The following is a 5671-nucleotide window of genomic DNA, read 5'->3' as shown; positions in this document are numbered from 1 at the left end:
GCACACGGCGTACGGCGGGGCTCGCCGCTAGCGGCGGCGGCGCTGCAGCCGTTGGCACGGCGGCTGGTGCGGGCCGCTCGGCAGGGCGAACCGGACGCGACGCTGGTGGCGCACATCGTCCACTACCGCTACCGCGGCTGGAACGACGAGGCCGCCCACCCCGCGCGCGACGCCGAGTGGGCGGTGACGGAGGTCGTACGCCGCTACGGGGACGTACCGGTGTGCCTGGCCGGGGTCGACGTGGGTGCGCGCGCGGCCCTGCGCGCGGCGGGTCACCCGGCGGTCACGTCGGTACTGGCGCTGTCCACGTGGCTGCCGGCGGCGGGCCCGGGACGGTCAGGGCCGGAAGCGGAGCCCGAGCCGATAGGGCAACTGGCCGGCCGGCACGTGTTGTTGGTGCACGGCACGGACGACGGGCACACCGACCCCGAGCTGTCCTACCGGCTGGCCGAGCGGGCGAAGAAGGCCAACGTGCACGTGTGCCGTTTCGAGGTGCACACCGACGGTCACGCGTTGCGCCGGTACCGGGAGGAAGTCGCGGCGCTGGCGGAGAACTTCGTGCTGGGCACGGTGTGCGGAGGCGACTTCGCCCGCCCGCTGAACGACGCGATGGCGGCGCCGCCGCCGCTGGGCCTGCGGATGCCGCTCGCCACGGGCTTCGGTGGCGGCATCCGCGGTTAGCTCCCCCCGGCAGAGCCGTACTCGGTACATCCCGCAGCCGCGAACGCACCCGAGGGGTGGGACGCGCAGGTGGGCGTGTCCGGACACTCAAGCGTGATTTTCGGCCCGGGCACTTGAAGGAGGGACGCTGACGTTCCGCCCGGCGCCCGGGCCGTAAATCATGCCGTCCGGACACGCTCGCCGGAGCGGCCCGCACCGGCCCCCGCGCCCCGGGCCGCCCGTGCGGGGGTCAGGACGCGCGGCCCGTGTGGACCGTGGTGGCCGTCAGGTAGAAGGCGTCCGGGCGTTGCAGGATTCCCGTGGGTGACTCCTCGTCGAGGAGAGCGTCCAGTACGGGGATGTCGCCGGGCTCGAGCAGGTCGGTCAGCGTGTCGCGGTAGCGGGCCAGTTGGGCGTGCAGATGGGTGCGGACGGAGGCGTCCAGCGGGGCGGGCAGGTCGATGAGGAAGGTACGGGTGCCGGCGTAGGTCAGTCCGGCGCGGGCCAGCATCGCGGGCCAGTCCTCGACGGTGTCCGTGTGACCGGGCAGCGCCAGCCGCATCTCGGTGAACCAGTCCTCGTTCAGCGCCTCCAGCCTGGACTGCAGACCCGGCCTGCCGATGCCGAAGTCGCGGGGGAGGAAGCGCGGTGACAGCCCGCGTTCGACGATGGCGAGCAGGCCGCCGGGGCGTACCGACCCGGCGAGGGCGTCCAGGGCCGCCTGCTGGTCGCCGAGGTGGTGGACGACGTGGCTTGTCCAGGTGAGGTCGGCGGTGCCCAGACCGCCCATGTCGTCGGGGAGTTGGGCCTCTCGCGTGTGCACGCGGCCGGCCAGCCCTTCCCGCGCCGCGCGGTCACGTACCCGCTCCAGCAGGCTCGGCGTACCGTCCACGGCGACGACTTCGGCGTGCGGGAAGGCGTGCGCGAGCAGGCAGCTGTGCACGCCGGGTCCGCTGCCCACGTCCAGCAGCCGGTCGACCGCGTCCGGGTCGCGGCCCCCCGCGGCCAGCAGGTCCCGCAGCCAGGCCACCGCCTCCGTCACGAAGGGGGCGCGTAGTTCGGCCTCCCGTTCGAGGTGGGCGGCCATGGCGTCCCAATCGATGTCCTGGCCGGCCTCGCCGTCCCCGTGGTGGTGGTGGCCATGCTGGTGCCCGGTGTGTGCGCTCACGTCGCCCGCCCTCCGTCGCTCGTACGGGTCATCCTGACAGCAGCCGCCCCCGTCGGCTCAGCACGAAGCTCTTGAACGCGGCCACCGGCGGGGTGTCGGGGCGGCCCGCGAGCCAGGCGAGGCCGATCTCGCGGACGGCACGCGGGGCGGTGACCGTCAGTTCGCGTACGCCGGGCCGCGGTACGGCCGGGGGCGGCAGCAGCGCGACGCCGAGGCCGGCGGCGACCAGGCCGCGGATCGTCTCCGCCTCCTCGCCCTCGAAGGCGACCCGGGGCGCGAACCCCGCCTCGGCGCACAGGGCTTCGAGGAGGTGCCGCATGCCGTAGCCGCGTTCGAGGGTGACGAAGGGCTCGTCGGCGGCCTCGGCGAGGCGGACGCGTTTGCGGCCGGCCAGCGGATGATCGTCCGGTACGACCAGGCGCAGCCGCTGCTCGTCGAGGCGGCGGGCGACGAGGTCGGGGGTGTCGGGCAGCGGCGAGGTGAGACACAGGTCGAGGTCGCCCGCGCGCAGCCGTTCCAGCATGGCCTCGCCGTAGTTCTGCACCAGCGCGAAGCGCACCCCTGGGTGGTCGGCGCGGAAGGCCCGGATCAGGCCGGGAACGGTCTCCCAGCCGAGGGTGTGCAGGAACCCGAAGGCGACCTTGCCCTTCGCCGGGTCGGCGTCCGCCCGTACGGACTCGGCGGCCTGCTGGACGGCGGCGAGGGCGGGTTCGGCGGCGGCCAGGAAGGTGCGGCCCGCGGGAGTGAGCGAGACGGTGCGGCCGTGCCGGGCGAACAGGACGACCCCCAGGTCGCTCTCCAGGCGGGTGATGGCGCGGCTCAGCGTGGACTGGGGTACGCCGAGCTCGCCCGCCGCCCGGGTCACGTGCTCGTGCCGGGCGACGGCGGCGAACTGGGCGAGCCGAGGGGTGAGCGCCGCCGGCCAGTCGGATGTGACCGGGATGTCATTCTCGTGACGTGGCGGTGACATGGCCTGCCTCAGCTGCGATGATGCGTGACAGGAACGATTATTGCAGTTCTGTGCATTGGACGCATCAGTCCGGGGATCGTACGTTCGAGCCATGCCCACCGCCGATACCGAGGCGCCCACCGAGGTGGGCGCCGCCGACCGGTCCCCCTCCGGCCCCGCCGGCCCTTCCGCCACCGAAACGACCAAGCTGAGCCCGGGCGACCCCGGCCACCGCCGGATGCGGCTCGCGCTCTTCGCCGCGGGGCTGGCGACATTCGCCCTGCTCTACTCCACGCAGGCCCTGCTCCCCGAGATCTCCCGCGATCTGCACGCCGACCCCGCCCTGGCGAGCTGGACGGTCTCCGGCGCCACGATCGGTCTGGCGCTGGCAGTGCTGCCGCTGGCCGCCCTCTCCGAGCGGTTCGGGCGGCGCCGGATGCTGTCGGTGTCGATGGCGGTCGCCGTCGCCCTCGCCCTGGCGGTCCCCCTCGCGCCGGACCTGGGCACGCTGATCGCGCTGCGGACGGCGCAGGGCGCGGCGATCGCGGGCGTACCGGCCTCGGCGATGGCGTTCCTCGCCGAGGAGGTGCGGGGCAGGTATCTGGTCGCGGCGACCGGGCTGTTCGTCGCGGGCAACAGCGTGGGCGGAATGAGCGGACGCATCCTCTCCGGCTGGATCGCCGAGGCGTGGGGCTGGCGTGCCGGTCTGCTGGCGGTCGCCGTCACCTCGCTGCTGTGCGCGGTGGCCTTCCAGCTGCTGGTCCCCAAGGCCCGGCACTTCCGCGCCACCCGGCTGAACGGGCGCTGCCTGGCCCGTACGGTCGCGGCGCACCTGCGCAACCCGCTGCTGGTGCGGCTGTACGCCATCGGACTGCTGTTCATGATCGTCTTCGGCGCGGTCTACACGGTGCTCGGCTACCGGCTGGTGGCCGAACCCTTCGGGCTCTCCCAGGGCCTGGCCGGCTCCCTGTTCGTCATCTATCTGGTCGGTACGGCCACGTCGGCCACGGCGGGCAGGCTGAACGCGCGGCTGGGGCGGCGCGGCACGCTCTACCTGGGCATCGGCACGGCGTCGACGGGGCTGCTGCTGAGCCTGGCCGACAACCTGGTGGCGATCGTCCTCGGCCTCGTCCTGATCACCGCGGGCTTCTTCGCCGGGCACACGGTCGCCTCGGGCGCGGTCAGCCACACGGCGACCGAGGGCCGGGCACAGGCGTCGGCGCTGTACCAGATGGCGTACTACATCGGCAGCTCGATCGGCGGGGCACTGGGCGCGGCGGCCTTCGGCACGGCCGGCTGGGCGGCGACGGTGATGCTGGGTCTGGGGGCGATGGCCCTCGCCGGCGGCGTCACCCTGTACGCCACCCGACAGGCGGCGGCTCGGCGCCCCAAGCCCCTGCCCGTCAACTGACGGGCAGGTCCGCGGTGTTCAGGGTGAGCGCGAACGGTTCGGGGAGGCCGATCTCCTCACCGGCCTTCACCGCCCGCAACGTGCGGTAGACGTCCCCCGCCGGCCGGTCAGGGTGACGCCACGCGTTCCAGCACGATCGGGGGGAGCGCGAACTCGGTGCCCTTGGGCGAGATGTCGTAGGCGTCCGCCAGCGCCTCCTGCGCGTAGCCGAACTTCTCCGGGGTGTCCGTGTGCAGGGTCATCAGCGGGCGTCCCGCCGTGACCGCGTCGCCCGGTTTCGCGTGCAGTTCGATGCCCGCCCCCGCCTGGACCGGGTCCTCCTTGCGGGCCCGGCCCGCGCCGAGGCGCCAAGCGGCGAGGCCGACCGCGTAGGCGTCGAGCCGGGTGAGGGTGCCGGTGGCGGGGACGGTGACCAGATGCTGTTCGCGGGCGAGGGGGAGGGCGGCGTTCGGGTCGCCGCCCTGGGCGGTGATCATGCGCCGCCAGTGGTCCATCGCGCTGCCGTCGGCGAGCGCCTTCGCCGGGTCGGCGTCCGGGAGGCCGGCGGCGGCCAGCATCTCGCGGGCCAGCGCGAGCGTGAGCTCGACGACATCCGCCGGGCCGTCGCCCGCCAGCACCTCGACGGATTCACGCACCTCGAGGGCGTTGCCCGCGGTTCTGCCGAGGGGGCTGGACATGTCGGTGAGCAGCGCGCTGGTCCGTACGCCGTGGTCGTTACCCAACTCGACCATGGCGGCGGCCAGTTCACGGGCATCGTCCAGCGACTTCATGAAGGCGCCGGAGCCGGTCTTCACATCCAGCACCAGCGAGCCCGTGCCCTCGGCGATCTTCTTGCTCATGATGGAGCTGGCGATCAGCGGGATCGACTCGACGGTGCCGGTGACGTCGCGCAGCGCGTACAGCTTCTTGTCCGCCGGGGCCAGTCCGTCGCCCGCCGCGCAGATGACCGCGCCGACGTCACCGAGGATGCCGAGCAGTTCGTCGTTCCCGAGGCCGGCCCGCCAGCCTGGGATCGACTCCAGCTTGTCGAGGGTGCCGCCGGTGTGGCCGAGGCCGCGGCCGGACAGCTGGGGCACGGCCGCGCCGCAGGCGGCGACGAGCGGGGCCAGCGGCAGCGTGATCTTGTCGCCGACGCCGCCCGTGGAGTGCTTGTCGACGGTGGGACGGGTCAGGGCGGAGAAGTCCATCCGCTCCCCGGAGGCGATCATCGCACCGGTCCAGCGGGCGATCTCCGGCCGTGACATGCCGTTGAGCAGGATCGCCATCGCGAGTGCCGACATCTGCTCGTCGGCGACCTCGCCGCGCGTGTAGGCGTCGATCACCCAGTCGATCTGCCGCTCGGTCAGAGCACCGCCGTCGCGCTTGGTGCGGATGACGGAGATGGCGTCCATCGGAGCCGGAACAGCCATGGTGCGAGGCCTCCTTCGGAGGGGACGGGAACGAGTAACGGTTGACCATTGTCCGTCGGACCGGACACCGCCGC

5 protein-coding genes are annotated in these 5671 nt (G+C 73.5%); 2 read left to right on the top strand and 3 right to left on the bottom strand.

The window, feature by feature from the left end; all coding sequences use genetic code 11:
- Positions 1–681, top strand: a 681-nt coding sequence (locus ACRDP3_RS14520) for an alpha/beta hydrolase (protein ID WP_431517344.1), incomplete at its 5' end; no start/stop codon positions are given.
- A gap of 229 nt (positions 682–910) precedes the next feature.
- Here ACRDP3_RS14520 and ACRDP3_RS14515 read toward each other — a convergent pair.
- Together ACRDP3_RS14515 and ACRDP3_RS14510 are read right to left on the bottom strand one after the other, a co-directional pair.
- Complete coding sequence (locus ACRDP3_RS14515; RefSeq protein ID WP_431517343.1) at positions 911–1828, bottom strand: class I SAM-dependent methyltransferase; 918 nt, start codon at positions 1826–1828, stop codon at positions 911–913.
- 28 nt (positions 1829–1856) lie between these two features.
- Complete coding sequence (locus tag ACRDP3_RS14510; RefSeq protein ID WP_431517342.1) at positions 1857–2798, bottom strand: LysR family transcriptional regulator; 942 nt, start codon at positions 2796–2798, stop codon at positions 1857–1859.
- 91 nt (positions 2799–2889) lie between these two features.
- Here ACRDP3_RS14510 and ACRDP3_RS14505 point away from each other — a divergent pair, with 91 nt between their 5' ends.
- The gene (locus tag ACRDP3_RS14505; protein ID WP_431517341.1) at positions 2890–4188 is read left to right on the top strand and encodes an MFS transporter; all 1299 of its coding nucleotides are present in this window, start codon (positions 2890–2892) and stop codon (positions 4186–4188) included.
- Positions 4189–4295: 107 nt separating this feature from the next.
- Here ACRDP3_RS14505 and ACRDP3_RS14500 read toward each other — a convergent pair whose 3' ends face one another.
- Positions 4296–5579 carry a thymidine phosphorylase gene (locus tag ACRDP3_RS14500; RefSeq protein ID WP_431517345.1) on the bottom strand — a complete coding sequence of 428 codons (1284 nt, stop codon included), beginning with the start codon at positions 5577–5579 and terminating at the stop codon, positions 4296–4298.
- Between the last annotated feature and the right edge of the window lie 92 nt (positions 5580–5671).

The sequence above is a fragment of the Streptomyces sp. genome, from assembly GCF_050698815.1.
Classification (GTDB): domain Bacteria; phylum Actinomycetota; class Actinomycetes; order Streptomycetales; family Streptomycetaceae; genus Streptomyces.
This window is presented reverse-complemented; position numbering and strand designations above follow the sequence as displayed.

Bases quoted from the DNA above. Each gene is read 5' to 3' on its own strand.
- ACRDP3_RS14510 (WP_431517342.1), bottom strand. From the start codon at position 2,798: ATGTCACCGCCACGTCACGAGAATGACATCCCGGTCACATCCGACTGG.
- ACRDP3_RS14500 (WP_431517345.1), bottom strand. From the start codon at position 5,579: ATGGACGCCATCTCCGTCATCCGCACCAAGCGCGACGGCGGTGCTCTG.
- ACRDP3_RS14505 (WP_431517341.1), top strand. From the start codon at position 2,890: ATGCCCACCGCCGATACCGAGGCGCCCACCGAGGTGGGCGCCGCCGAC.